The sequence below is a fragment of the Chlorobaculum sp. 24CR genome (assembly GCF_004118635.1).
In the GTDB taxonomy this organism is placed as follows: domain Bacteria; phylum Bacteroidota; class Chlorobiia; order Chlorobiales; family Chlorobiaceae; genus Chlorobaculum.
In genome coordinates, this window is record NZ_SDGU01000028.1 from 22,990 (window position 1) to 47,979 (window position 24,990).

Genomic DNA, 24,990 nt, shown 5'->3' on the forward strand with positions numbered 1-24,990 from the left:
CGGCTTTGCTTCCCTACCACCGGCCAAAATCGGAATCGAATTTCTGATACTAATTTAGTATCAGTTAATCAAAATCCAAAATCATCAGGGAAAATTCCCCGTTTCAGAAAAAAACTCAGATTAGCGGAAACCACCGCCAACGCATTACGGTATAAACTATAAGGCCTCGATCCGCCAACGGAGGAGTGCCCGGACAGGATGACATTTTTTTCATCAGACGAACACGCTGACCGCCATGCTTCAACTGGAAACCGCCGGATACCAGGCACTCGACAAGCTTCGCTCGCAAGGCGAATTTCCGCCGGAGTGGACAAAAATCGATGAACTCGAAGGCGTGACCGACCGCTTCATGGAGCGGTTCGCTGCCGAACGATTCGAGGTGTCGAAGGAGCTTGGTCCGGGATTTTTCATCCCTGAGCTGATCGACCGGGCGGTCAGAACCGGCGACGTGGAGCACATGGATGACCCGTCGCAGCCCGGCGACGACCGGCTCGAATGGGTGCGGGCGCTCGACCGGATGAACCGGATGACGCTCGCCTACGAGCATCAGTGCGACCTGCTCATGCCGCTCATCGAAAATCCTGGCGGCACGGGAAAGCCGGTCGGCATTCTCGAACTGGCGGCCGGATCGGGCGGCCTCGGCTTCGCGCTCGCCGAGCGGGCGCAGCGGGCGGGCATCGAGGTGAAGATCACGGCGTCAGACATCGTGCCGGAGATGGTCAGCGAAGGCAACCGAATCGCCGCCGAAAGGAGCGCTCCGGTGAGCTTCCGGCTGCTGAACGCTTTCAGCCTCGACGGCCTCGAACCCGGATCGGCCGATCTGGTTATTATCTCGCAGAGCCTGCACCACTTCACTCCCGGCCAGCTCGCGCTCATGATCGCGCAGGCGGAGCGCCACGGCGCGTCCGTCTTTGTTGGCATCGACGGATTCCGCAGCCTGTTACTCACCGGCGGCGTACCGCTCGTGGCAAGTCTTCAGGGCATCCTGCCCTTCACGCTCGACGGCCTGACCTCGGCGCGAAAGTTTTATTCCGCCATCGAACTCGACATCATCGCCGCCATCGCCACCGGCAGGCAGGGGCATCGCGTGGAGTGCTCGTGGCCGCTGACCGTGCTGCGCGCGCCACTGACGCCGCCTGCCGGGCCGTGATTGGGAATGCGCTGTAAAGATTTTATTTTCAATGCTATTCGACGCCTGACTTTTTCCCGGTCGCAACTCACCAAATGGAGACATGCCCATGAAAATCGGCAAAGCATTGACTGTGATTCTGGTCGTGCTGATCCTCATTCAGCTCATCCCCGGCCCAAGCCACGAGAACCCGCCGGTTACCGGCACGCCCCAGTGGGACAGCCCCCGGACGGCAGAGCTGTTCAAGAGAGCCTGCGCGAACTGCCACTCCAACGAAACCGTCTGGCCGTGGTACAGCACCGTCGCTCCGCTCTCCTGGATCATCAACCTCGACGTCAGCGTAGGCCGCTCGAAACTCAACGTCTCCGAGTGGGGACGCACCGGCAAGAACGATGGCGACGAGGCCGCCGGCGCGCTCAGGAAAGGCAAGATGCCGCCGTGGTTCTACATGCCCGCGCATCCCGAAGCGAAGCTGACCGCCGCCGAGAAGGATGAGCTGGTCAACGGCCTTGTAGCGACCTTCGGCGACGAAGAGGCGGAAAAAGAGAAGAAAGAGATACGCTGATCGACATCCATTCCGCCCCCTGCCGCGCTACCCGAGTGCGGCAGGGGGTTTTGCTGACGATTTCGCGATACGATTTGGATTTCCTTTTCGATTTCAACTTGACGGAACACAGTACGCCTATGAAGGTTCGGGACAAATGATGACGATAGACAACGACGACCATGACCAATGCCTGATTTTTCATACGAAGAACCGAAGCTCCCGACCGGCAGAAACTATCCGCTCCACCTCCTTCTTTTTGTCGCGACGCTGTTCACCACCACCTGGGCGGGTGCGATCTGGACCGGCGTTCCTCCCGCGACGCGGAGCTTCGACGGGTTTGCCGCCTCGTTCCGCACCGGCTTGCCGTTTTCGCTTTCGCTGCTGGCGTTCCTGACCGTGCACGAGTTCGGCCACTTTTTGGCCACCGTGAAACATCGCATCCAGGCCACGCTGCCCTACTACATTCCGCTGCCGCCGCTGCCGTTCCTCATGAGCATCGGCACCTTCGGCGCGGTGATCCGCATCCAGGAGCCGATCCGGAGCCGCCGGGCGCTCTTCGACATTGGCGTGGCGGGGCCGCTCGCCGGATTCGCGGTGGCGCTCGGCCTGCTCGTTTACGGCTTCCTGCACCTGCCGCCCGCCGACTCCATCTACGCGATTCACCCGGAGTACCGGGCAACGGGCGGCATTCCTCCTGCCCCGCCGGACACGCTGTTTCTCGGCAAAAATCTACTCTTCATCCTGCTTGAAAAAATCATCGCGCCGAAGGGGTTGCCGCCGATGTACGAGCTGTACCACTATCCGTTCCTCTTCGCCGGATGGCTCGGCTGTTTCGTGACCGCGCTGAACCTTCTGCCGGTCGGCCAGCTCGACGGCGGGCACGTCATTTACGCCATGTTCGGCGGCGAGGGGCACCGGAAAATCTCGAAATTTTTCCTCGCCTTCATCACCATACTCGGCGCGCCGGCGTTCATTGCCGCCATACTCCAACTGATCAATCCGGCAATCGTCATTCCCGCGCCGGAACTGCTGCTTCGGTGGTCGTGGCCGGGCTGGATCATCTGGGCCTTCATTTTGCGCCGCTTCCTCGGCACGAAGCATCCCCACGCCGGAAGCGGCCGTCCGCTTTCGAAGCGGCGCATGGCGGTCGGCTGGGCCTGCATCGCCATTTTTATTTTGACCTTCACCCCGGTGCCGTTTACCATCAATTGAGCGTTTGCGATGAACCAGAATCGAACAGACAGAAGCCCTTTCCGGCTCAAGTGCGCGGGAGCGACGCTCGACCTCTCGGAGCGTCCGGCCATCATGGGTATCGTCAACCTGACGCCCGATTCGTTCTTCGATGGCGGCAGCTACGGTACAGACGGAGAGACGGCGCAGCTCGAACGCGCCCTCGAATCGGCGCTGGCGATGGTTCGCGCCGGAGCGGAGATCATCGACGTGGGTGGCGAATCGACCCGCCCCGGCGCTGAACCGGTCGGCGCGGAGGAGGAGATCGCGCGAACGATCCCCTTTATCGAGCTGTTGCGACGGCACAGCGACGCGCTGATCTCCATCGACACCTGGAAGTCCGGGGTGGCCGAAGCGGCGCTCCGCGCCGGAGCGAACATCGTCAACGACATCTCCGGCTTCAGCTTCGATTCCGCGATGCCGGAGGTGTGCGCCCGTCATCGCTCTGGCGTGGTGCTGATGCACACACCCGCCAAGCCCGACAAGCTTCGCTGGAGCCAACAGACCGGCGCGGACGCCGAAGAGGTGACGGCCCGCGTGACCGGCTTCCTGCGCCGCTCGGTCGGGATAGCGAAGAAGCACGGTATCGAAGCGATCATCGTCGATCCCGGCCTCGGCTTCGGCAAAACCGTCGAGGAGAACTACCGCCTGCTGGCCCGGCTCGACGAGCTGCACGAGCTCGGCTGCCCGGTGCTCGCCGGAGTGTCGCGAAAGTCGTTCCTCGGCCAGGCGATCCGGAAGCCCGGCGAAGATGCGCCGCCCCCCTCGGAGCGCCTGTACGCCACCATCAGCGCCAACACCATCGCGCTGTTGAACGGCGCGGACATCCTGCGCGTGCACGACGTCCAGGCCGCCGCCGAAGCCCGCGCGGTGGTGTTGGCCACGCGCGGAGCAAGCTGTTGAGGCCCCGGTTGTTGGGCAGCCGCAAGGGCTGCCCCTACGAAAACACCTGAAAACCCTGTAGGGGCAACCCTTGCGGTTGCCCTGATTACCGGGGCATAAAAACCACCACAACGCCCCTACAATCCGCCCATCGCGTCCACACAATCCACCGCGCCCTCCCTGTCAACCATTCTTCTTTTTTTCTTAACTTTCTTCCCGCAGCGCACCGTCGCTCTTTCGGAGACCGTTAACAGCCACTCCATGTACCTGTCGAAAATCGAACTTTTCGGCTTCAAAAGCTTCGCCCACAGGGTCAGGATTCACTTCGACAAAGGACTGACGGCCATTGTCGGGCCAAACGGTTGCGGCAAAACGAACGTCGTTGACGCCATCCGCTGGGTGCTCGGCGAGCAGAAATCGATGCTGTTGCGCTCGCCCAAGATGGAGAGCATCATCTTCAACGGCACCAAAAAGCTCAAGCCCCACAGCTTCACCGAGGTCTCGCTCACTATCGAAAACACCCGCAACGTCCTGCCGACCGAATATACCGAGGTGACGGTGACGCGCCGCCTCTACCGCAACGGCGACAGCGACTACCTGCTCAACCTGGTACCCTGCCGCCTCAAGGACATCCTCGACCTCTTCGCCGACACCGGCATGGGCAGCGACGCCTACTCGGTGATCGAGCTGAAGATGATCGAGGAGATCATCAGCAACCGCAGCGACGAGCGGCTGAAACTCTTCGAGGAGGCCGCCGGCATCACGCGCTACAAGCAGCGGCGCAAGCAGACCTTCCGCCAGCTCGAAAGCGCGAGCCGGGACCTCGCCCGCGTGGACGACGTGCTCGCCGAGGTGGAAAAGAAGGTTCGCAACCTCCGCACGCAGGTGCGCAAAGCCGAGCGGCTCAAGGAGATCAGGGAGGAGCTGCGCTCGCTCGACCTCACCCTGTCGGCTATCTCGATGGACGAGCATTTGCAAAAGCTCACGCCGCTCTGCGACTCCATCGCCGCCGAAGAACGCCAGAGCCACGAGCTGTCGGCCACCATCGCTAGGCTCGACGGCGCGCATCAGGAGTCGGAACTGCGACAGCTCGAACTCGAACGCAAACTCGCCGACGACCAGAAGGAGCTGAACGCCGCGAACCAGCAGGCGCACGAGCTTGAAAAGCAGCTCTTGCAGCACGAGGAGAAACAGAAAAACCTGCTCCAAACCATCGACCGCCTGAACCACTCGATAGCTGACAAGGGTCGAAAACGGCTCGAACAGGAGTCGCTCTCGAAGGAGTTATCGGAGAAGCAGACGCCGCTACAGGAGGCTTGCGCCGCAGAGCTCGCCGGTTTCGAGCGGCTCAAGGAGCAGCAGGCGGAGCTGAACCCGGCGCTCGACGCCAGCCGTCAGGCGCTGCAACAGGAGCGTCGCACGGTGGCCGAACTCCAGAAATCGCTCAACGCGCTGAACCTGACGCGCCAGTCGCTCCGCACCCGCAAGGAGCATCTCGAAGGGTCAGCGAGCCGCCTCGACCAGCGCAAGCGCGACCTCGAACGCTCGATGGAGCAGTCGGAGCCGGAGCGCCGCCTCGCGTCGGAAGCGATCGAAGAGAAAAAAATCGCCCTCGACGAACTGAAAAAGGAGGAGGAGCGCCTCGTCGCAGAGAAGGCGAGCATCACCGAACAGGGCGAAAAAAAGAAGGAGGAGCTGCTTTCGCTCAAGGGCGAGCACAACCATCTGCACAACCAGATACTCCTCTGCAACTCGATTCTCGAAAAGTTCGAAGGGCTGCCGGAGGGCGTGGCTTACCTCGAAAAGCAGCGCGACGGCAAGCCGGGACTCGGCTGCCTCTCCGACCTCATCTCCGTCCGGGAGGGCGACCGCAAAGCGCTCAACGCGGCCCTCGGCGAGAGCCTCGGCTACTACCTCTGCGGCAACCTCAGCGAAGCCCGGCTCGCCGTGTCGAGCCTCGCCAAAGCCGACAAGGGCAAGGTGCACTTTTTGATTCTCGACCTCATCGAGGGCGGCGGCGAAGTCGAATACAACGAAATCGACGGGGCGCGGCGGGCCATCGACCTGGTGGAGGCCCCGGCGGAGCTGTCGAAAGCGCTGCTGCTTTTGTTGCAGCACTGCCACGTCGTGGCCGCTCTCGACGACGCCGAACGGCTGGCCGAGCGGCATCCCGAAGCGCTCTTCATCACCGGGAAGGGCGAAAAGTTCACCCGCCGTGGCGTGCTCTACGGCGGCAGCGCAAAGGGCGGCGAGAGCGTCCGACTCGGCAAAAAGGCCGAGCGCGACCGCTTGCAGGAGCAGATGACGGGAATCGCGGCCTCCATCGCCGGGGCGGAAACCGCGCTCGCGGCGCTCCGCAAAGAGTTCAGCGCCATCGACACCGAGCGGACGCGCCGCGGCGCTGCGACAATCGGACAAGAGATTTCGGCGCTCGAAAAGCGCCTTGCGCGGCTCGAAGCCGAGGAGCGCTCCGGCGCGGAGCAGATCGCCAACGCCGACCGCGAGCGGGCCACGCTCTTCGCCTCCGTCGAGAGCGTGGCGGAGGAGCTGGAGCGATTGCAGCCGGAGACGCTTCGCCTCGAAGCGGAAATCGAGTCGGGCCAAGAAAAGTTGAACGCCATGCAGGAGGAGCTGTCCGCCGGGGAGGAGCGCAGCCGCAAGCTGCACACGGAGCTTCAGGCGCAGCAGGGGCGTTACCGCGACGCGCAACTCGACCTCGAAAAGCACAGCTTCCGCGCAAACGCCTGTCGGCAGACGATGGTCACGCTCAGCGACGAAATCGAGGGAATGCAGCGCCAGATCGCGCGGGCGGAAAAAGAGGTGACCGAACTCGGCGAGTCAATCGCCCAGGCGAAGGCTGAGCACGAACAATCTCTCATCGTTTCGGCACGGCAGCAGCAGGCGCTCAACGAACTTGAAACCACCTGCCGCGACCTTCAGGCGCAGAACCACGACGCGCTCTCGAACCTGCGCGACCTGCGCCGCAAGTACGAAATTTCGCTGCAAATGCTCGCCGAGTTCGGCAACCGGAAGGCGCGGCTCGAACAGGAGATCGCCCACTTGCAAGCCACGGTGATGGAGCGCTACGGCGTCGAACTCGAGATGATGCCCGCCCACGCGCCGGAGGGGTTCGACCTCGTCGCCTCCCGCGAGCGGCTCGCCTACCTGCAAAAGCAACGCGAGCAGTTCGGCGGCGTCAACGAGCTGGCGCTGGAGGAGTACGACGCCGAAAAGGAGCGGTTCGACTTCCTCTCCGCGCAGAAAGAGGATCTGGTCAGCGCCGAGGCGCAGCTCCGGGAGACCATCGAACAGATCAACCGCACGGCGCTCGAAAAATTCCAGGAGACCTTCGTCGAGGTTCGCAAAAATTTCATCCGCATCTTTCACGACCTGTTTGACCCCGAAGACGAGGTCGATCTGTTGATTCACTCGGACGAAGATCCGCTCGACGCGCGCATCCAGATCGTCGCCAAGCCGCGCGGTAAAAAGCCGCTCGCCATCGAGCAGTTGAGCGGAGGCGAAAAGGCGCTGACGGCGCTCTCGCTGCTCTTCGCGATCTACCTGGTCAAGCCGAGTCCCTTCTGCATTCTCGACGAGGTCGATGCGCCGCTCGACGACGCCAACGTGGGAAGATTCGTGAAACTCCTGAAAAAATTTGAGAATAACACTCAATTTATTATCGTTACGCACAACAAAAAGAGCATGGCCTCATGCCAGGCGCTCTACGGCGTCACGATGGAGGAGGAGGGGGTGTCGAAACTCATTCCGGTGAAGATTGAAAAAGCACGTTCTGAAGAAGAGGCGTCAGCCTGAAGACTAATGTATCGCAAACTTGTTCTGTTTGACATCGATGGAACCCTGCTCAGGGTCAGCGCTATGAACCGCCGTGTGCTGGCGGACGCCCTCTTGGAGGTCTATGGCACCGAGGGGAGCACCGGCACGCACGACTTTTCGGGCAAGATGGACAGCGCCATCATCTACGATGTGCTCTCGAACGGCGGCCTCACGAGGGATGAAATCGCCGGAAAGTTCGACCGGGCCAAGGCGGCCTACATCGATCTCTTCCGCGAGCGCGCCCGGCGCGAGGACATCACGCTCTTCGAAGGGGTTCGCGAGCTGCTCGACGCGCTTGCCTCCCGCTCCGACATCCTGCTCGGCCTGCTCACCGGCAACTTCGAGGCTTCGGGACGCCACAAGCTGAAGCTTCCCGGTATCGACCACTACTTCCCCTTCGGCGCGTTCGCCGACGACGCTCACGACCGCAACGAACTTCCCCGTATCGCCCACGAACGCGCCCGGCGCATCGCCGAAAAAAACTTTTCACCTTCGGAAATCGTTATCATCGGCGACACCGAGCACGACATCCGGTGCGCCCGCGAGCTCGACGCCCGCTCCATCGCCGTGGCGACGGGCAATTTCTCCATGCAGGAACTCTCCCGGCACCAGCCCGGAGCGCTGTTCCGGAATTTTGCGGAGACCGGCGAAGTCCTCGCCGAGATCCTTACACCACAACTCTCTTAATACCGCATCATGAAAACCTACCGACGTCAAATCCGGGAAAAAATCCTTCAGGCGCTCTACACGCTTGAACTCCGGGATGTCGATACTGAATCGGCGACCAACTGGCTTCTCACCAAAGAGATCGCCGACGACCCGAACGCGATGAAGTTCTTCAATCACCTGATGCAGAGCATCGTCAAAAACCGCGAAGAGATCGACCGCTCTATCGCCAAACACACCTTCAACTGGGACATGAGCCGCATCGCGGTCATCGACAAGAACATCCTGCGGATGGCTCTGGCCGAAATTCTCTACTGCGAGGACATTCCGCCGAAAGTGTCGATCAACGAGGCCATCGAGATCGCCAAAAAGTTCAGCAGCACCGACAAGAGCAGCAAGTTCGTCAACGGCATCCTCGACGCGATCTTCAACGACATGAAGGCCGAAGGGCGCATCAAGAAGTGCGGCCGTGGCCTGATCGACCACACTGAATCAAAGATGCAAAAGACGGAACCAAACCGCTAACCAGCTTATTTCAAAGAGGATGACCACTTCCGTAAGTGAAAAGATCGCTTTCATCGAACAGGCGCTGTCGGCCTCTTGGCCGAACCCGAAAAGCGAGCTGAACTTTGAAAGCCCTTTTCAGCTTCTCGTCGCCACCATCATGGCCGCCCAGGCCACCGACAAGAAGGTCAACCAGCTCACCGTCGAGCTGTTCAAAGCCGCGCCCGACGCCGCGAGCATGAGCCGCATGGATGTGGAGGACATTAAAACGATCATCCGCCCGATCAACTACTACAATAACAAGGCGAAAAATATTCTCGCCATGAGCCAGCGCCTGGTCGATGAGTTCGGCGGCGAGGTTCCCGCGTCACGCGAAGCGCTGGAGAGCCTGCCGGGCGTAGGCCGCAAAACCGCGAACGTGGTGCTCGGCAACGCCTTCGGCATTCCCGCCATGCCGGTGGACACCCACGTCCACCGCGTCTCGAACCGCATCGGCCTCTGCAAAACCTCGAAGCCGGAACAGACCGAAGAGGCGCTGCTCAAAATCATTGACGAAGAAAAACTGATCGACTTCCACCACTACCTGCTGCTGCACGGCCGCTACACCTGCAAAGCCAAAAAGCCCGAATGCGGGAAATGCACGGTGCGGGAGGTTTGCGAGTGGGAAGAGAAAACGCTCCTGTAGGGGCGGGTTTTGTGCCCGCCCTGGTGGTAATGCCGTGGACTTGGTGGACAAAGAGAAAGAAAATTCTGCGGAGAATCGTTCTTCAATTCGTCCACAAAGTCCACGCCCCCTTTTACGGCAACTCTATCTTTTTGTCCACGGCATAAATCCACTCACACTCAGGCCTGCCTCTTGTTCCGGCCCAGAGTTCTACCGTGATGCCCTGGTTTGCGGTCGCTATGGAGGTGAAGATTTCAATCTGGTAGTACAATTCGTCGAGCAGATCGGCCCAGGCGGCGTCAAGCGGATTTTCCGATTCGGCGTATTCGTCAGACGGCTCGATAGCAGGAGTTCCGGCTTTGAACCAGTCCGACAGACAGAGATAGCTGTCCGGCATGAGGCAGCCGCCCCGGAAGGTGCCGCGCGGATGCTTCACGCCGGGAATCTCCACCCAGAATTCAAGCCGGGCCTCCGGCGTGAGCTGGCCGTCTCCGGCAAGCTTTTCAAGCAGTTGGGTGACGGTCTCTCTGACAAGTGCCTTGCTCGCATCGGAAAGTTCGAGCAGTTTGAAGTTCGGCGTGTGGTCTCTCATGGTTGGAGGCGGTTGGCGGTTAAGATGATTTGCAGCATCAATATACAGCACGAGCCGTTGCGCTTCAACCTCCGGGGCGCTTATTCATCCGGCCATGACCGTTGTCAAACAATTGCCCCGGACTTCAGCCCGGGGTTTAGCCCAATTTCTTTTTTCAGGAATGATTACGATTTATTGTTGCCGGATTAATATTCCGGAATGACGACTGCCGCCCGCCGCGAGCCGCGCAGTGAGTTGCAGACGAGCACCATGTCGGCCCGGCGCAGCTCGTCGAGGGTGAACGCTTTTTCGATGATCCACGGGCGCGTGCGCAAGAGGTAGCGCCGGAAGACGCCGTTGAGCAGCCCCGACGACTCAGGCGGCGTCAGCCAGCGCCCGTCGATACGCGCGAGGATGTTGCTGATCGCCCCTTCAGTCACCTCGCCCCGCTCGTTCAGAAAGAGCGCCTCGCCGAATCCTTTTTCTTGCGCCTCGCGAAAAGCGCGGTCACAGCGCTCGCGGGCGACGCTTTTGTGCCGGAGCAGCGGGTCGCCGGAATCGACCAGTTCGGCGGCGATGCAGACGCGCACGGGCTTGCCGGACGGGTCGAGGCTGAACGGCTCCGACACCAGCGATACCCGCCCGTCGCGAGCGAGCGTCAGCCGCAAACGATGCCTGCCGCCCGCCGTGCGCAACGCTTCAGCTTTGCGTGACAAGGCGGCGACGATGGCGCGGCGGTCGAACGCCAACCCGAGCGCCGAGGCCGACGAAGCGAGCCGGTCGAGATGGTCGCCCGCCAAGAGAAACTCCCAGCCGTTCCACTGCAAGGTCTCGAAAATTCCGGGCACTGACGATGCGGCGGGAGGAACGAGGTCGGCGAGAATCCGCGTCTTGAGCATACATTCGCGATACTCGTTGCGCGGGTCGGAGTCCCAGACGATGCCGCTGCCGGTGCCGTACAGGCCGCTGCGCCCTTGCAGTTCGATGGTGCGGATCGCCACGTTGAAGGCCATCCGCCCCTCCGGCAGCATAAAGCCGACCGCGCCGGTATAGACGCCGCGCGGGCTTTTCTCCAGCTCGCGGATGAGCTGCATCGCCCGCACTTTCGGCGCGCCGGTCACGGAGCCGGAGGGAAAGAGCGCCCGGAAAAGATCGCGCAGCCGCGTCTTTTCCCGCAGCTCGCCGCGCACGGTCGAGACCATCTGGTGCAGCGTCGGGTAGCTCTGCGTCTCGAAAAGCTCCGAAGCCCGCACCGAGCCGGTCGCGCAGATGCGCCCCAGGTCGTTGCGCAAGAGATCGACGATCATCAGATTCTCGGCGCGGTTCTTCTCGCACCTGGCCAGCCCCGCCTTTTCGGCAAGGTCTTCTTCGGGCCGCTCGCGACGCGGCGCGGTGCCCTTCATTGGCATGGTTTCGATCAGGCGACCGTCGCGGACGAAAAACAGCTCCGGCGAAAAGGAGAGCACCACGCGCTCGCCGGTGTTGAGAAAGGCCGCCCACGGCGAGGGCTGGCGGCGCTTCATCTTGACGTAGAGCGCTTCGACAGCGCCGTCGAAGCTGAAGCGGCAGCGCCCGGTAAAGTTGGTCTGATAGACGTTGCCCGCCGCGATCTCCGAGCGCAGCCGGTCGATTTTCCGGCAATACTCCGCCTCGCTGAACTCGAAGTCGAGAGCGGAAACCTCGCAGCTTCGCCTCGCGGCGGCGGCATCCCCGGCCTCGACGGCCTCGCGGCTGAAGCGCTCCGGGCGGCGATAGACGCCGAACCAGCCAAGCACGTCGCCGACGCCGGCGGGCCATGCGCACCCGGCGAGCGCCGGATCAAAGAGGCAGCCCGCCTCGTAGCCGAGCCATCCGGCGAGGCAGAAGCCCGCGTCGAGCCGCGACTCCAGCCGGTCGAACCACACCGCGACGCTGTCGCCCGCGTGCAGCGTCAGCGTTTCGAGCGGGTCGGAAAAGAAGAGAGAGTCGCCATAGCGGGCGTCCGGCGCGGTTGACTCAAACCAGAGCGACCCCGATTTCGAGAGCTGGTCGTACAGCGCCATTACCGGAACCTGGCTTCGATCACGACGGGTTTGCCAAGCACCTCTTCGAGCCACTCCTTCAGCCCGCAAGCCGCCCAGAGTTCGATGTCCGGCTCGAACTGCGTGAGCGCTTCCAGCACGATGCGCTCCGGTTCGAGGCGGGCCGTGATCGATTGGACGTTCTGGCGATGGCCCCGTTCGAGGCCGTTCGAGATGCGCAGAATGCCGGAAAGCACATCGACGGCGCGGCGGTGCGAGGGCTTGAGCTGGCTGTAGAGCGGATGCTTCTCGGTGGGCGGCTGCTTGCGGTGGTAGCGGGCGACGTTGCCGATGATGTCGATTTCGGTCGGCGAAAAGCCGCGCAGATCGGCGTTCATGATGATGTACTGGCTGTGCTTGTGGTGCGCCGAAATCGAGATGAACTCGCCAATGTTGTGCAGCATCGCCGCGTATTCGAGCAGCTCGCGGTAGCGCTCCTTCAGCCCGTGCAGCGGCAGCAGCTCGTCGAAAAGCATCAGCGACAGGCGGGCGACCTGCTCCGAGTGCGGCTTGTGCCAGTTGCAACGATAGCCGAGTTCCATCACGCTCTGGCGGCGGATGTCGTGCTGGCTGGCGCCGTCGCGGCCCCGGATGGAGGCGATCTGGTGCAGCACCATCCCCTCGCGCAGCGCCGAATCGGAGATCACCACCTCCTTGATGCCGAACACCCGGAAGATGGTGTCGAAGAGAATCAAACCCGGCACGATCAGATCGACGCGCTTCTCGTCGAGGCCGGTCAGTTTGCGCCGCGCCGGATTATCCATCGCGACCACCTGCCGGTAGAAGCTCTCGAACTCCTGGCGGCTGAATCCGCTCTGGTTCAGCACGTCCGTTGCGTCGGCATCCTTGCCGGAGCGGATCATGCGGGCGATGTTCTGCGCCGTGCCCGACGAGGCAATGGCCCGGTTCACGCCAAGCTCGCGCGCCATCTCCGCCGCGCCGCCATACATTTCGGCAGCGAAGAACTGCTGCAACAGCTTCAGCTCGTCCGCCGAAATCGGATCGGAGGTCACAAAGCGCTCAAGCATTCTGGCCACGCCGATCTTGCGGCTTTCGAGCAGATGCACCTTCGACTTGTCGGCGATGATGAACTCCACCGAGCCGCCGCCGATGTCGAACAAGAGATCGGGCCGGTCGCGCAGCGTAACGGCGTTGCGTACGCCGTAGTAGATGAACTGCGCCTCCTCCCTGCCGGAGATCACCTTGACCTTCAGGCCGGTTTCGCGCCGCACCATGTCGATGAACTCGTCGCGATTGTCGGCCTCGCGGATGGCGCTGGTGGCGAAGGCGAGAATGTTGTGCGGCGCGACGCCACGCTGGGTGGCCAGCACGATGAAGTTCCGCAGCGTGGCCACGCCCGCCTCCATCGCCGCCGGATCGAGTCGCTTGGTGGAGATGCTGCCCCGCCCGATGCAGATCATGTCCTTGACACGGTCGATCTCGACAATGCCTTTTTCTTCGCACTCCTCGACGATGACCATGTGAAAGGAGTTTGTGCCAAGATCGATGGCGGCCAGCCTGAGCTTTTCTGTTGACATGCGATTGAGACTGATAACGAAAACTGCCGGAAACAAAATAACCGATTTCACAATAAAACGAACCCGGCGCGAGCCAATGTTCGGGGATGATTTTCGGGCGTCTCCTCTTTGCCTGCTCTCTTTTCATCGGGCGGCTTTTTCAATGTATATTCAGCATGGATTTTCGTACTGACGGCATGATGAATAACACTTCAGGACACTTGACGTAATGGATCGAATGCTTAAAACCGCAAAGGGCGAACCGGATTCCGACCATCTCGACTTCCGGTACGAGTTCGCGCGCAAGGCGATCCACCTCTCCTCCCTCTTGATTCCGCTGATCTACTGGCAGATCGGCAGAAAACAGGCGCTCTTGATCCTCGCCCCGGTAACGGCGGGATTTCTGCTGGTCGATGTGTTCAAGCACTTTGTGCCCTTTCTTTCGACCTGGTACCATGCTACCTTTGGCACCATGCTGCGACACCACGAGCTGAGCCGGGAGCGCCTGCATCTGAACGGCGCGAGCTGGATCACCCTGGCGGCGTTCGCTTTGATCGCCTTTTTCCCGAAAACCATCGCCGTCGGGGCCTTCGCGATGGTCTCGATTTCGGACACGGTAGCCGCGCTGGTGGGCAAGCGGTTCGGGCGGCACCGCTTTGGCCAGAAAAGCTTCGAGGGAAGTCTGGCGTTTTTCGTGAGCGCCATCGCCGTCGTCGCGCTCATCCCCGGCCTCTTGCTCCCGGTGGGCATCGTCATGGCAGTAGTCGGAACCGTTGTTGAGGCGCTGGTGCTGAAGATCGGCAATTTCCGGATTGATGACAATTTCAGCGTACCGCTCGCCGGAGCCATCGCGGGCTTGCTTTGCTACACCTGGTTTTTCCCCGAAGCGCTGCAGGCGCTCGCCCGCTGACCGCAACTCGCCGCCGATGCAAACCCTTGTGACCGACCGGCCCGAAGAGGCCGCAAGCTGGCTCGACCGTGGCGAAACGGTCGCCTTTCCGACCGAAACTGTCTATGGCCTCGGAGCCGACGCTTTCGATGCGGAGGCGGTGGCGAAGATTTTCAGAGCGAAAGGACGCCCGTCGGACAACCCCTTGATCGTGCACGTGGCGACGCCGGAGCGCATCGGCGAGGTGGCGGCGGAGATTGGCGAGACGGCGAGGCTGCTCGTCGAGCGTTTTTTCCCCGGCCCGCTGACGCTCGTCCTGAAAAAGCGCGACTCCGTGCCGGAGATCGTCTCCGCCGGACTGCCGACGATTGGCGTACGCTGCCCGTCGCACCCGGTCGCCTCGGAGTTTTTGCGCCGCTGCCGTCACCCGGTCGCCGCGCCCTCGGCAAACGTTTCGGGCCGCCCAAGCCCGACCGACTGGAAAACCGTGTACCACGACCTCGGCGGCAGAATCGCCTGCCTGTTGCGCGGCGAGCCAAGCGCCATCGGCCTCGAATCGACCATCGTTGACTGCTCGGTCAACCCGCCGCGCCTGTTGCGCAGCGGCGCCGTGAGCATCGAAAGTCTCCGCGAGCTGGTTCCCGACATCGAGATAGCGACCTCCTGCAAGCCGGGCGAAGCGCCGAAAAGCCCCGGCCAGAAATACCGCCACTACAGCCCCGAAGCCGAAATCGTGCTCGTCGAAGCGCCGCAAGAAAGCCTGCCGCTTGACCCGCGAGCCGCCTGGATCGGCCTCGCCGCCCCGCCAGCCGGAGCCACGAAATCACTCCGATGCCACGATATGGACGAATACGCCCGCGTGTTGTTCGGATTTTTTCGGACATGCGACGCCGAGGGAATCCGAACGATTTATTGCGAACTGCCGCCGGACGAGGGGATCGGACGGGCGATACGGGACAGGCTGGTGAAGGCGGCGGGGCGGCGGTGAGGGGAAAATCACTTTGAGCAAAAACAACTCATCCACTTCTTATCTCCCCAACTATCAACCACAAAATGAAGCGTCAAGAGTTTTACGGTTAGTTATCAAGTCGTCAAATAACCTTATCTGCGAGAGCTTACCCGAATGGGCAACCATTTCAACGTTTTTACTAACCATATCTTCGGATAGCTTACCAAACCATTCAGGGGTAGGAACCAATGAATTATTAAGATCACGTGGCTCAAACTTATCCAGTTTACCTCCATATTTTCGCACTTCCCGTGACATAATTTTCTGCCCAACAGGGGAAACAAAATACAGGAAAAGATGATCAATAAATTTTGAACCAAACAGATTTGGATAAAAACAGTGAAAACAAGTTAATGATACAGCCTGACTTTTGTTACGAATCACCTTGAAACCATTTCTCGAAAAAACACCGAAAAGAATCGGAGATGGTTGTCGGCTCTCCAGTTTGAACCATGGTTTTCGCATTCGAGTCAAGTACCTTTTATCAAAACCTGCGCTTTCGCCAAAGTCAACGTATTCGCTTACGGCTTCGGTTTGTATCAATGAAAGATCGACTAACAGAATACGCTCATCGTTATCAATAAGACGCTCTATATCGCCGTCATCTATAAATGATTGCTTGATTTGTGAGCTTCGAGAAATACAGGGATAGAGAGCCGCTTCGGGCAAATCCCAATCAAGCGCTTCAGACCTGGATAGCAGAAAATACTCGTTTGCGCCAGTTGCTATTCCTCTGGAAAACGATCCATACATGGATAAAGGCTGAAGGGCGTTGTAATCGATATCACATGGCTCATCGAAGAAGCGTAACCACTTGTCCGATGGGTTCAGCACCTCAGTTGGCACATCTCTACACGGCAATTCATTCACACCCCCTGCCAATTGCTCAAGTGTTTGTACCGTGCAAAATTTCACCGGATCATGTTTCCCATCGTCCGAAACAAGAATAATACCGACCGAAGTTATGGCATCTGGAAATATTTCACCCTCCGGCTCAAGTCGCAGCAAAGCTTTGAGAAGCCCTTTCTCCAGAAGCTGTCGCTTCACTACCTCCCCATAACCTGTATTCAAAAACTCTAACGGCATGAGATAAGCCAAACGCCCTTTTGGGGCGAGTTCATGTAAAGATTTCAAAAGAAATGCAGATGCAATATTGGTATATCCAGACAACTTTTGACCCAGACGTTTTTCGATTTCAGGAAAAACATATTGACGTTCAGAAAAATTCTGAAACCGCATGTATGGTGGATTGCACACAATAGCAGGGTATTGTTCCCCCCATATCGAGAAATAATCAACATTTCTTACCGAAAAGGTATCGTCAAGGTTCGGAGACTCTTCAATAAAATGAGCAAGCACTGTTGGATCCTTTTCGACCCCGGAAAATCTGATTTCTGCCTCCAGACCTTTTACCGAAAAATAAAAGGCACCCAAACCAAAAGCCGGGTCAAACAACACCTTTGCTCCATTTTCCAGAAGCCAACGACACATAAAACGAGCAACTAACGGTGGTGTAAAGAATTGCCCATGCTTTTGCCTGTGGCTTAACTCAACCACACGATGATAACGTGCTACCGTTTCAATCGACATTGAGTACCTCCTTCAACAATTCTCCGTCAAGGTAACCGCGACCGCCGCTAAACGTTACATAAAAAAGCAAACGCCCCCGCCCTAACTCCTTCATTTGCGACTGGTGGTCTGGCATATCTATTTTACCAATAACTTCGCGGCCAACCTGTACATTAATCTTGATTGTCGTCTTCCCCTGGTTTTTCACATCACGTTCGACCGAAAACAGTTCACCTTCCTTCTCTGAATCTGCTGCTATTTCGAGAATTTGTTCAAATGGAATCAAATATGCCTTATCGAAAAAAACTTGTAAATAATAATGTGTCACTCCAAATCGCTGAATCCAGCGATTAACGAGAGCAATGTCTTCAACTTTTGGAGTGATACTGAGATGGTCACGCTTATGAAGAATCTCAATATTATTCTTGAGTTCCCTGAGAAAATCACTTAGTTGTCGTAGTTGTGCTGAAGATGACCATGAAGGCCTTCGGAAATCAAGCTGTTTGAATGATTCATTATTCGCTGACATTAAAAAACGATGCAACTCCTCATTCTTAGCAAAAAGGAGATCGGCAAGATCACCCTCTAAAATATCCTCCTTGATACGACTACAAGCAGCAAGGGCATTGTTTGCTCTCTGCTCCATATACTCAGCATATCGATCCGCAAGAAAAGAACTCGAACGAACCTCTATCGCAGCAATTGCACTACTTACGATTTCATCACTCAAAGTATCTGGAACACCAGTCGGAAATTTTGACCGTTCAAAAACCAGGATATCTGGCCGCTTCCCGATTTCATTAAGCTCATCTTGATAAGATGCGTAAAACGCCTCAAACCCCTCATCCCCGGCAGCCAAAGACTCCGAACGCCCATACTGAACCGCAAGTAAACCGAGATCATTCTCGTTAATCGCGCTTTGAACAATATTCTCGGCCCAATCGCCCTGTTCTTTGTTCGTTAAAAACTCCGAACTGGCCATAGTCGGCGGTCGCCCGCCAATCTTTATATCTGGATCAATCCCAAAATCCAAAGTTTGAATCAATTCGAGGATTTTTTTCTTGTAAATGGTTTTCATAAGTCAACTTCCAATCTGAAAAAAACTAATACAACAGCATTAGCGAACATATCCCCTCCCCCACATTCACCCCGCTTTCAGCCCGAATGCTCCGTGCATTCCGGTGATGACCATCTGCGTGCCGATGACGGCGAGGATCAAACCCATCATTCGCGTGATGACGCCCAGGGCGCTGGGGCCGATGTAGGTGACAAACTTTCCTCCGGACACAAACAGCACGTAGGTGATGATGCAGAGTACGCCGAACATCGCGATTGTTACGGCCATATCCATAAAATTCTCGCCCGTCGAGAAGTTCATCGCCGTGGCGATCGTGCCCGGCCCGGCGAGGATCGGCATCGCCAGCGGCGAAATCGTCACGCTGAGCGCCGCTTCGAGCGACTTTTTCTTGTCCTTTTCGCTCGGATGCTGTACGCTCGATTGATCGCCTTGCAGCATGTGAAAGCCGATCAGAAAAACCAGCAACCCGCCGGTGATCTGAAACGCGGGCAGGGTGATGCCGAAAAGATCGAAGATGAGCTTCCCCGCCACCGAAAAAACCGATACGATCAGAAATGCCAGGAGCAGCGCTCGCGACGCCACCATCGCCGTCGTCTTTTCATCGTCGCCCTCCGTAAGGCTCAGAAAAATCGGCACATTGGCGATAGGGTTCATAATCGCGAAAAGCCCCATGAACACCGTCAGTGCGTGAACCCACAAATTTTCCATTCTCTATCCAGTTCTTGCCGGGTTAACGGGAAAAATGCAGAAACGCTCTTCAACAAAAGCAACAAGCTTGCCCATGACAATGCAACCCGCGCCTTTCAGATAATGTAACCATTCAGCAACCACAAGAACGCGCCCCAAGCCATTTTCAATTCACTCCTGTCTGTTTTGTTCGGCCCATCCATCCTGTTTTTCCGCCTCAGAACTTCAGCATACACCCTACGTGAAACGACCCCGGTGACGAGGTGTTGCGCAGGTCGTTGCCACTGCTGTAAACGTCGCGGTCGTCGTACCAGGTGGTTTCGTATTTGGCGGTCAGCTTGAAGTTTTTGACCGGCTCAAGGTCGAGCAGGATGAACCACGCTTTGCCGCGGCCATAGTAGGCGTTGATTGTGTAAACCAGCGGCAGGTCGTCTTCGTAGGCGTAAAGCGCGGCGGCGTAGCTGTCGGTTTCGAAGCGGGCCAGGCGGGTTTTGAGGGTGACGGGGCCGCTTTTCCAGTTGAGCTGCTGGTAGAGGAGCCACCCCTCTTCGCTCTCGACTCCGCCAACATAGTGGCTCCGGAGGCTCTTGAATGCGGCTCGCGATTTCAGCGTGATGCCTGGAGAACATCGGGCCACGAGACTGAGCTGCGCCCGGTTGGTGATTTTGGGTACCGGCATGTAAGCCCGTAGGCCGGTAGCGCTATCGAACTGCTTTTTAGCCTCCTCCTTCTCCTTGTGCTGATACATAACATCCCAGGTCATCCGGCGGTTCTGCTTCCAGGTGACGTAAAATCGCGCTTCGTAGCCCGATGACGGGAAGGCGTAATACCGCTTGTCGAGCACCGGAAATCTGAATTTATCGTACAAACCGGCAAGGGTCAGGTTGTCGAGCACCTTTGCCTTGAGTCCAAGATAGAGGCCCGACTCGTTCGCCGCGTTGTCGCCCCGCTCGGCGAATGCCCCGGCGAACGGGGAGTAGTACTCGAAGGCGTAGTCACGCATGGAGACGACGCCGGTAATCCCCTCGGCCAGATCGGCCTGAACGCCGCAGATCCATGACGTGGCGTCGGAGGCATCGGCGTATGCGGCTTCGCCGAAAACCTGAACGTCCCGATACACGGCGCTCGCTTCGACCGATGCGAGCTGGCCGCCGCGCTCGCCGTCAAGCAGTTCGAGCGGCAGACCATACCGGTAGCTTGCCCAGGTCGCACCGATGGCGGTGCTCAGCGCTCCCGTGCGATAGCGGTAACGGAGATTGACGCCCTTGACCTCCTGAGTGAGGTTGTCCTTTTTTTTGAGTTCGTTCTCCGTGCGATGATAGCCGCCGGTGGCAATGCTCGTGACCACCTCATTCTTGATGCTCGCATCGACCTTGTTCGTCGAAGTGAAGGCCGTCACCTCGAATGGCCCCGGCGAGAGCGTCGCCGCCGCGCCTTGCAGGAAGTTGTCCTCGCCCGCCGAGTTGTAGGGCCGAAGCGACGGGGCGAAAAGCAGCACGCCGTCGATGGCGTCCGAGCCTTTGAAAAAGTAGCGCCCCTGGCCAAAAAGCAAACCCTGCCCGAAACTGAGCTTGTAATTTCCGACCACCGCCTGCGTCAGAATGCCGATCTGCTCGGCATAAACGTTGAACGAGAGGAAGTCGTCGATCTCCGGCTCGCCGACATCGCTGTCCAACAGGAGATGCGCACCAAAGTGCGGCGTGGCCGCCTGGAAGCGGCTGTAAACGTGCCGGTTGCCTCCGGCATACTTGCCGCTTTTGACTCCCGCGCGTGGCGGGTCCTCCCAATAAACGCGCCCGATCACGCTCCCCCGGAGTTTTCCGGGCGGCTCTTTTTTCTTTGCCTCGGGCGGCAGCTCGAACGAAAGATACGGCGCGAGGCGGCGGGCGGCGTCCTGGCCGATGACCGATTCGAGTTCCGCGACGGAGCCGATTGGCCCGCGCTTTCGCCGCCACTCGATGATCTTTGCCGCATCGACAGCCGTGAGCAGCGGCAATTGAAGCAGTTGCTCTCCGGTGGCGAGATTGAGCGGGATTTTGTTCCGGCGCAACTCTTCGAGATCACTGAACAACTCCTCGGCAGTGCCTTCCGGTCCGGAGCGATCAAGAAGCTCCTCAAATGAGTCAAAAGCGAGCGCCGGAGCTGGCGAAGCCACGGACGCTAACAGCAAAGCCGACGCCGTCATGCGGCGCAGCCTGGTGGTGTATGTCGGTTTCATCGCAAGGGGTCGATGAAGGTTGGAGAGAGAAAGGCGAAATGCCCGTTACGCTGAACGGGAATTGTCAAATATACTCAGTGCCCGCCACACAAGCGATAGAGTTTTTCGACCTCATTGCGACTGAGGAAACGCCACTCGCCGCGCCGGAGTTCTCCGGGGGTCAGCCCGGCGTAGGCCACGCGGTCGAGGCGCTTGACCTCGAAGCCGAGGGTGCTGAACATGCGCCGCACCTGATGGTTCTTGCCCTCGTGGATGCCGACGAGCACGCTCATGCCGTCGTCGAGAATTTTGGCCCGGCAGGGACTCACCTTTTCGCCGGTGTCCTTGAGCCTCATGCCGCTGGTCAGCTTCTGGAGCATCGCGGGCGGGAACTTCGTGTCGAGCGCGGCGAGGTACTCCTTCTGCACCTGCGACGACGGGTGCATCAGCCGGTGAGCCAGCGTACCGTCGTTGGTCAGCAGCAACAAGCCGGTGCTCTTCCGGTCGAGCCGCCCCACCGGGAAGACCCGCTCGCGGACATCGATAAAGTCGAGAATCTGCTGGCGGTCGCGCTCGTCGTGGCTGGTGGTAATGACATTCCGAGGCTTGTTGAAAAGGATGTAAACCTTTTTTGCTTCAGGCTTTGCCATGATCCGCCCATCGACGATCACCTCGTCGTTACGCGGATCGACCCTGAAGCCCGGCTCGTCGGCAATGCTGCCGTTCACGCTCACCTTGCCTTCGAGCACGAGCTGGTCGGCGGCCCGGCGCGATGCGACCCCGCACATGGCGAGATATTTGTTGATCCTGACCTTCTCTTCCTGTACCTGCTTTTTCATTCGTTTACTTCAATTTGGCCGTTATCATTGTCATCCGTAGCCTCCGGCGAACCGCCTTCGGCCAGATATTGCTGCTCCTCGTGCTCCCGAAGTATCTCCTTGATTTCACGCAATCTGGGCAAATCCTTCAGGCTCGGCAAATGGAACAGGTCGAGAAATGCGGCGGTCGTGCCGTACTGCAACGGGCGTCCGGGCGAATCGGCCCTGCCGCGCACCTCGACGAGGCCGCGCGCGAGCAAGCGGTCGATCGGGTAGTCGGGACTCGCGCCCCTGATCTGCTGGATTTCGCCCTTCGTGACGGGCTGATGCCAAGCCACCACGGCGAGTACTTCGATCATGGAGCGAGAGAGTCGCCGCTGAATCACCGGCGCGAGCAACCGGCGAACGAGATCGGCGAACTCCGGCTCGGTGAGGAAGCGGTAGCCTCCGGCGATGGCGTGAATGCGGAAGGTTCTGCCGGTCGCTTCGTAGCTCCGGTTGAGTTCATCGACCGCCTCCTGAAGTTCGCCGGGCGTGAGCTTCTGGCCGGTGATCTGGCAGAGCGTCTGAAGGTTCACCGGCTCTTCCGAGGAGAAGATCAGCGCTTCGAGCGACCGGAGTTGTTGTTGGCGCGGCTCCTGCACGGTGGTTGTCGATGGTTGCGAACGCGAGGCCGACGAGGTCAGGAGCAACACTCCTTTTTGCGGGCCGTGGAGAATTCGCCGTCAATGCCGAGTCCGCCCTCGTAGGCGTACCACATCTCCTGGCACGGAAAGTTGCATTCGTAGAGCGCCTTGCCGATGATGACCGAATCCACGCCGTACTTTTCGAGCGAGCGAAGCTTGTGCAGGTCGTCGGAGCTGCACACGCCGCCCGACGCGGTCACCTTCATGCCCGCCTTCTCGGCAAAACGTTTGGTGCTCTCGTAGCCGACCCCCTGCAACGTACCGTCGCGGGTGATATCGGTGTAGATGATGCGCTCGACGCCGAGCTTCTTCATTTCGGCGGCAAGTTCGTAATCCTGCATGTTGCTGCTCTCGGTCCACCCCTTGATTTTGGGTATGCCGTGCTCGGCGTCAATGCCGACGACGATCTGCGAGGGGCGATACTTTTTCAGCAGCTCGGCGATGAGGCCGGGGTTGGTGACCGCCGCCGAGCCAATGACCACGCGGCTGACGCCGATTTCGAGATACTTCTCGACCGCCTCGACGGAGCGGATGCCGCCGCCGACCTGGACCGGAATGTCGAGCACGTTAACGATCTCGCGAATCCTCTCGAAGTTGACCGTCTCGCCGGTCAGGGCGGCGTCGAGATCGACCACATGGATCATCTTGGCGTTCTGCTTGCGCCAGATGACCGCCATGTCGCACGGATTGTCGAGATAGATTTTCTTCTGGGCGAAGTCACCCCTGGTCAAGCGGACGCACTTTCCTTCCTTTATATCTATAGCGGGTATGATGAGCATAACGTATAAAACCTTAATAGCTTAAAATTCTGCAAAATTTTTCAGCACCTGCAAGCCCGCTTCGGAGCTTTTTTCAGGGTGAAACTGTACCGCGAAAATACCATTTTTCTCAATGGCCGAACAAAAATTTTTCCCGGCGAAAAAGGTGGTCGCGGCCACGCTTTCCGGCTCGTCGGGAACGCAATAGTAGGTGTGAACAAAGTAGAAATACGACCGGTCGGGAATGTTGCGGAAAAGGACTGAGTCCTTGCTGTAATCGACGGAGTTCCAGCCGATCTGCGGAATCTTGTCGGTGCTGCTCGTGAAACGGAGCACCTTGCCGGGCAAGATGTCGAGGCCCTCATGCGCTCCCATCTCCTCGCTTTCCGACAAAAAGAGCTGCATCCCCAGGCAGATGCCGAGTACGCTGCGCCCCTTGTCGATATGCTCCTTGAGCGCCTCGCCAAACCCTTGGCGGTTCAGCGCCTCCATCGCCGGGCCGAACGCGCCGACGCCGGGAATGAGCACCTTGTCGTAACGGCTCATCTCCGAAGCCTTGTCGCTGACGACCGCCCCGATGCCGAGATACTCGAAAGCCTTGTGCACCGACCTGAGATTTCCGGCGCCGTAGTCGGCAATAAATACCATGAATACAAAGATTAAAAACGTGACTGATAAGCTCCGAATGGAGAAAAAAAGTTCCTGCGCGTCGAAAAAGCTTCAACGCGGCTTTTAATTAAGACGTTCAAACCGTATTATACAAGCTTCCGTTGGCTTTCATTTTGTTCCAAACTTCCCGGAAAGCCATTCCAATCCACATACCACGAGAAATCGAAAGAACAATGTACAGGATTGTTTCCGCTATTTTTTTAGCTGAAAATATTAAAAAATTCGAAATCGAGGCTCCGAGGATCGCCAAAAAGCGAAAAGCCGGCCAGTTCGTTATCGTCAGGATCAACCCGAACGGCGAACGCATTCCTCTGACTATCGCCGATTCCGATCCCGAAAAGGGCACCATCACCATCATCGCCCAGGGCGCGGGAAAATCGACCCATGAGCTGAACCGCAAAGAGGCTGGCGACTCGATCGCCGATGTGGTCGGCCCGCTCGGCAACCCCTCGCACATCGAAAATTTCGGCACGGCGGTCAGCATCGGCGGCGGCGTCGGAACGGCTATCGCCTTCCCGACGGCGGCAGCGCTCAAGGAGGCGGGCAACTACGTCATCACCATCAACGGCGCTCGCTCGAAAGAGCTGGTGATCCTCGAAGACGAGATGAAGGCGGTCAGCGACGAAGCCTACATCACCACCGATGACGGCTCGTACGGCTTCCACGGCTTCGTGACGCAGAAGCTTCAGGAGCTGATCGACTCCGGCAAAAAGATCGACTTCGTGCTCGCCATCGGCCCGATTCCGATGATGAAGGCCGTGGCTGAGGTCACTCGCCCCTACGGCATCAAAACCGTGGTGAGCCTCAACCCCATCATGATCGACGGCACCGGCATGTGCGGCGGCTGCCGCGTCACGGTCGGCGGCGAGGTGAAGTTCGGCTGCATCGACGGGCCGGAGTTCGACGCCCACCAGGTCGATTTCAAAAATCTGGCCGACAGGAACAGGATTTACCAGCACGAAGAGCATGAGGCGGACCAGGCCGCAGGCCACAAGTGCAATCTGACCGGGCAGGCATAAGCCCTGC

General features: G+C 58.9%; 22 protein-coding genes. 11 read left to right on the forward strand and 11 right to left on the reverse strand.

The features are described from left to right. The first annotated feature begins 235 nt into the window (after positions 1 to 235). The 8 genes from EST62_RS06755 to nth all read left to right on the forward strand — a co-directional run bounded on the left by EST62_RS06755 (position 236) and on the right by nth (position 9,477). A complete protein-coding gene (locus EST62_RS06755; RefSeq protein ID WP_129051348.1) occupies positions 236 to 1,150 on the forward strand; it encodes a class I SAM-dependent methyltransferase in 915 nt (304 codons plus the stop codon). 88 nt (positions 1,151 to 1,238) lie between these two features. Next, the gene (locus tag EST62_RS06760) at positions 1,239 to 1,694 is read left to right on the forward strand and encodes a heme-binding domain-containing protein (RefSeq protein ID WP_167599221.1); all 456 of its coding nucleotides are present in this window, start codon (positions 1,239 to 1,241) and stop codon (positions 1,692 to 1,694) included. A 168-nt stretch (positions 1,695 to 1,862) separates the two neighbouring features. After that, positions 1,863 to 2,888 carry a site-2 protease family protein gene (locus tag EST62_RS06765; protein ID WP_129051350.1) on the forward strand — a complete coding sequence of 342 codons (1,026 nt, stop codon included), beginning with the start codon at positions 1,863 to 1,865 and terminating at the stop codon, positions 2,886 to 2,888. Positions 2,889 to 2,897: 9 nt separating this feature from the next. After that, entirely contained in the window at positions 2,898 to 3,809 is a 912-nt protein-coding gene (folP, locus tag EST62_RS06770) for a dihydropteroate synthase (RefSeq protein WP_129051351.1), read from the forward strand. 240 nt (positions 3,810 to 4,049) lie between these two features. Further along, the gene (gene smc, locus EST62_RS06775) at positions 4,050 to 7,601 is read left to right on the forward strand and encodes a chromosome segregation protein SMC (protein WP_129051352.1); all 3,552 of its coding nucleotides are present in this window, start codon (positions 4,050 to 4,052) and stop codon (positions 7,599 to 7,601) included. 6 nt (positions 7,602 to 7,607) lie between these two features. Beyond that, positions 7,608 to 8,309 carry an HAD family hydrolase gene (locus EST62_RS06780; protein ID WP_129051353.1) on the forward strand — a complete coding sequence of 234 codons (702 nt, stop codon included), beginning with the start codon at positions 7,608 to 7,610 and terminating at the stop codon, positions 8,307 to 8,309. A gap of 9 nt (positions 8,310 to 8,318) precedes the next feature. Beyond that, positions 8,319 to 8,813: a transcription antitermination factor NusB gene (nusB, locus tag EST62_RS06785; RefSeq protein ID WP_129051354.1), complete on the forward strand. Its 495-nt coding sequence runs from the start codon at positions 8,319 to 8,321 to the stop codon at positions 8,811 to 8,813. Between the two features lie 19 nt (positions 8,814 to 8,832). Further along, complete coding sequence (gene nth / locus EST62_RS06790; RefSeq protein ID WP_129051355.1) at positions 8,833 to 9,477, forward strand: endonuclease III; 645 nt, start codon at positions 8,833 to 8,835, stop codon at positions 9,475 to 9,477. A 112-nt stretch (positions 9,478 to 9,589) separates the two neighbouring features. Here the strand turns inward: nth and EST62_RS06795 are convergent, their stop codons facing one another. The 3 genes from EST62_RS06795 to EST62_RS06805 form a co-directional block, all read right to left on the reverse strand. After that, a complete protein-coding gene (locus tag EST62_RS06795; RefSeq protein WP_129051356.1) occupies positions 9,590 to 10,048 on the reverse strand; it encodes a hypothetical protein in 459 nt (152 codons plus the stop codon). Positions 10,049 to 10,233: 185 nt separating this feature from the next. Then, positions 10,234 to 12,069, reverse strand: coding sequence for an aminodeoxychorismate synthase component I (gene pabB / locus EST62_RS06800; RefSeq protein WP_167599222.1), 1,836 nt, complete (start codon positions 12,067 to 12,069; stop codon positions 10,234 to 10,236). Next, on the reverse strand, positions 12,069 to 13,625 hold the full coding sequence (locus EST62_RS06805) for a Ppx/GppA phosphatase family protein (RefSeq protein WP_129051358.1): 1,557 nt from the start codon (positions 13,623 to 13,625) through the stop codon (positions 12,069 to 12,071). The genes pabB and EST62_RS06805 overlap by 1 nt, the downstream gene beginning before the upstream one ends. A 208-nt stretch (positions 13,626 to 13,833) precedes the next feature. On the opposite strand from EST62_RS06805, the gene EST62_RS06810 reads away from it, so the two are divergent. Both EST62_RS06810 and EST62_RS06815 read left to right on the forward strand, forming a co-directional pair. Then, positions 13,834 to 14,514, forward strand: a complete 681-nt coding sequence (locus EST62_RS06810) for a diacylglycerol/polyprenol kinase family protein (protein WP_129051359.1) — start codon at positions 13,834 to 13,836, stop codon at positions 14,512 to 14,514. Positions 14,515 to 14,530: 16 nt separating this feature from the next. Next, on the forward strand, positions 14,531 to 15,481 hold the full coding sequence (locus tag EST62_RS06815; RefSeq protein ID WP_129051360.1) for an L-threonylcarbamoyladenylate synthase: 951 nt from the start codon (positions 14,531 to 14,533) through the stop codon (positions 15,479 to 15,481). A 54-nt stretch (positions 15,482 to 15,535) separates the two neighbouring features. Here the strand turns inward: EST62_RS06815 and EST62_RS06820 are convergent, their stop codons facing one another. The 8 genes from EST62_RS06820 to hisH form a co-directional block, all read right to left on the reverse strand. Then, positions 15,536 to 17,092 carry a class I SAM-dependent DNA methyltransferase gene (locus EST62_RS06820; protein WP_129051361.1) on the reverse strand — a complete coding sequence of 519 codons (1,557 nt, stop codon included), beginning with the start codon at positions 17,090 to 17,092 and terminating at the stop codon, positions 15,536 to 15,538. Continuing rightward, positions 17,082 to 18,149 (reverse strand): AccI family restriction endonuclease, encoded by a 1,068-nt coding sequence (locus EST62_RS06825; protein WP_209019413.1) that lies wholly within the window; start codon positions 18,147 to 18,149, stop codon positions 17,082 to 17,084. Before EST62_RS06825 ends, EST62_RS06820 begins: the two co-directional genes overlap by 11 nt. A gap of 66 nt (positions 18,150 to 18,215) precedes the next feature. Further along, entirely contained in the window at positions 18,216 to 18,857 is a 642-nt protein-coding gene (locus EST62_RS06830) for a MarC family protein (protein WP_129051362.1), read from the reverse strand. Positions 18,858 to 19,053: 196 nt separating this feature from the next. Beyond that, positions 19,054 to 21,054 carry a helix-hairpin-helix domain-containing protein gene (locus EST62_RS06835; protein WP_129051363.1) on the reverse strand — a complete coding sequence of 667 codons (2,001 nt, stop codon included), beginning with the start codon at positions 21,052 to 21,054 and terminating at the stop codon, positions 19,054 to 19,056. A 74-nt stretch (positions 21,055 to 21,128) separates the two neighbouring features. Continuing rightward, entirely contained in the window at positions 21,129 to 21,872 is a 744-nt protein-coding gene (locus EST62_RS06840) for a pseudouridine synthase (RefSeq protein ID WP_129051364.1), read from the reverse strand. Beyond that, a complete protein-coding gene (gene scpB / locus EST62_RS06845; protein WP_129051388.1) occupies positions 21,869 to 22,495 on the reverse strand; it encodes an SMC-Scp complex subunit ScpB in 627 nt (208 codons plus the stop codon). Before scpB ends, EST62_RS06840 begins: the two co-directional genes overlap by 4 nt. A gap of 38 nt (positions 22,496 to 22,533) precedes the next feature. Continuing rightward, a complete protein-coding gene (gene hisA / locus EST62_RS06850) occupies positions 22,534 to 23,316 on the reverse strand; it encodes a 1-(5-phosphoribosyl)-5-[(5-phosphoribosylamino)methylideneamino]imidazole-4-carboxamide isomerase (protein ID WP_129051365.1) in 783 nt (260 codons plus the stop codon). 21 nt (positions 23,317 to 23,337) lie between these two features. Then, positions 23,338 to 23,943, reverse strand: coding sequence for an imidazole glycerol phosphate synthase subunit HisH (hisH, locus tag EST62_RS06855; RefSeq protein ID WP_129051366.1), 606 nt, complete (start codon positions 23,941 to 23,943; stop codon positions 23,338 to 23,340). 194 nt (positions 23,944 to 24,137) lie between these two features. Between hisH and EST62_RS06865 the strand changes: the two genes are divergently transcribed. Continuing rightward, positions 24,138 to 24,983 (forward strand): sulfide/dihydroorotate dehydrogenase-like FAD/NAD-binding protein, encoded by an 846-nt coding sequence (locus EST62_RS06865; RefSeq protein ID WP_129051367.1) that lies wholly within the window; start codon positions 24,138 to 24,140, stop codon positions 24,981 to 24,983. The last annotated feature ends 7 nt before the right edge of the window (positions 24,984 to 24,990 follow it).

What these genes read in the sequence shown, in the direction of transcription:
- pabB (WP_167599222.1), bottom strand. Translation starts at nt 12,069, where the DNA reads ATGGCGCTGTACGACCAGCTCTCGAAATCGGGGTCGCTCTGGTTTGAG.
- nth (WP_129051355.1), top strand. Translation starts at nt 8,833, where the DNA reads ATGACCACTTCCGTAAGTGAAAAGATCGCTTTCATCGAACAGGCGCTG.
- hisH (WP_129051366.1), bottom strand. Translation starts at nt 23,943, where the DNA reads ATGGTATTTATTGCCGACTACGGCGCCGGAAATCTCAGGTCGGTGCAC.
- EST62_RS06755 (WP_129051348.1), top strand. Translation starts at nt 236, where the DNA reads ATGCTTCAACTGGAAACCGCCGGATACCAGGCACTCGACAAGCTTCGC.
- EST62_RS06835 (WP_129051363.1), bottom strand. Translation starts at nt 21,054, where the DNA reads ATGAAACCGACATACACCACCAGGCTGCGCCGCATGACGGCGTCGGCT.
- EST62_RS06805 (WP_129051358.1), bottom strand. Translation starts at nt 13,625, where the DNA reads ATGTCAACAGAAAAGCTCAGGCTGGCCGCCATCGATCTTGGCACAAAC.
- EST62_RS06760 (WP_167599221.1), top strand. Translation starts at nt 1,239, where the DNA reads ATGAAAATCGGCAAAGCATTGACTGTGATTCTGGTCGTGCTGATCCTC.
- EST62_RS06780 (WP_129051353.1), top strand. Translation starts at nt 7,608, where the DNA reads ATGTATCGCAAACTTGTTCTGTTTGACATCGATGGAACCCTGCTCAGG.
- EST62_RS06830 (WP_129051362.1), bottom strand. Translation starts at nt 18,857, where the DNA reads ATGGAAAATTTGTGGGTTCACGCACTGACGGTGTTCATGGGGCTTTTC.
- nusB (WP_129051354.1), top strand. Translation starts at nt 8,319, where the DNA reads ATGAAAACCTACCGACGTCAAATCCGGGAAAAAATCCTTCAGGCGCTC.
- hisA (WP_129051365.1), bottom strand. Translation starts at nt 23,316, where the DNA reads ATGCTCATCATACCCGCTATAGATATAAAGGAAGGAAAGTGCGTCCGC.
- EST62_RS06795 (WP_129051356.1), bottom strand. Translation starts at nt 10,048, where the DNA reads ATGAGAGACCACACGCCGAACTTCAAACTGCTCGAACTTTCCGATGCG.
- EST62_RS06815 (WP_129051360.1), top strand. Translation starts at nt 14,531, where the DNA reads ATGCAAACCCTTGTGACCGACCGGCCCGAAGAGGCCGCAAGCTGGCTC.
- smc (WP_129051352.1), top strand. Translation starts at nt 4,050, where the DNA reads ATGTACCTGTCGAAAATCGAACTTTTCGGCTTCAAAAGCTTCGCCCAC.
- EST62_RS06840 (WP_129051364.1), bottom strand. Translation starts at nt 21,872, where the DNA reads ATGAAAAAGCAGGTACAGGAAGAGAAGGTCAGGATCAACAAATATCTC.
- EST62_RS06810 (WP_129051359.1), top strand. Translation starts at nt 13,834, where the DNA reads ATGGATCGAATGCTTAAAACCGCAAAGGGCGAACCGGATTCCGACCAT.
- EST62_RS06825 (WP_209019413.1), bottom strand. Translation starts at nt 18,149, where the DNA reads ATGAAAACCATTTACAAGAAAAAAATCCTCGAATTGATTCAAACTTTG.
- EST62_RS06820 (WP_129051361.1), bottom strand. Translation starts at nt 17,092, where the DNA reads ATGTCGATTGAAACGGTAGCACGTTATCATCGTGTGGTTGAGTTAAGC.
- folP (WP_129051351.1), top strand. Translation starts at nt 2,898, where the DNA reads ATGAACCAGAATCGAACAGACAGAAGCCCTTTCCGGCTCAAGTGCGCG.
- EST62_RS06765 (WP_129051350.1), top strand. Translation starts at nt 1,863, where the DNA reads ATGCCTGATTTTTCATACGAAGAACCGAAGCTCCCGACCGGCAGAAAC.
- EST62_RS06865 (WP_129051367.1), top strand. Translation starts at nt 24,138, where the DNA reads ATGTACAGGATTGTTTCCGCTATTTTTTTAGCTGAAAATATTAAAAAA.